The sequence below is a fragment of the Herbidospora sp. RD11066 genome, assembly GCF_054661255.1.
This window is the reverse complement of the sequence record NZ_BAAGDO010000094.1, coordinates 1-288: the sequence shown is the minus strand read 5'-3', so window position 1 is coordinate 288 and position 288 is coordinate 1. Positions and strand designations below refer to the sequence as shown.

General features: G+C 57.3%; 1 rRNA gene. It reads left to right on the top strand.

Annotated features, from left to right (window positions below):
- Nucleotides 1-288 (top strand): 16S ribosomal RNA (locus ACYQ78_RS39435); the annotation flags it as partial.

Genomic DNA, 288 nt, shown 5'->3' with positions numbered 1-288 from the left:
AGCCGCGGTAATACGGAGGGGGCGAGCGTTATTCGGAATTATTGGGCGTAAAGGGCGCGTAGGCGGTCTCTTAAGTCAGGGGTGAAATCCCTCGGCTCAACCGAGGAACTGCCTCTGAAACTGAGAGACTTGAGACCGGGAGAGGGTGGTGGAATTCCCAGTGTAGCGGTGAAATGCGTAGATATTGGGAGGAACACCGGTGGCGAAGGCGGCCACCTGGACCGGTTCTGACGCTGAGGCGCGAAAGTGTGGGGAGCAAACAGGATTAGATACCCTGGTAGTCCACAC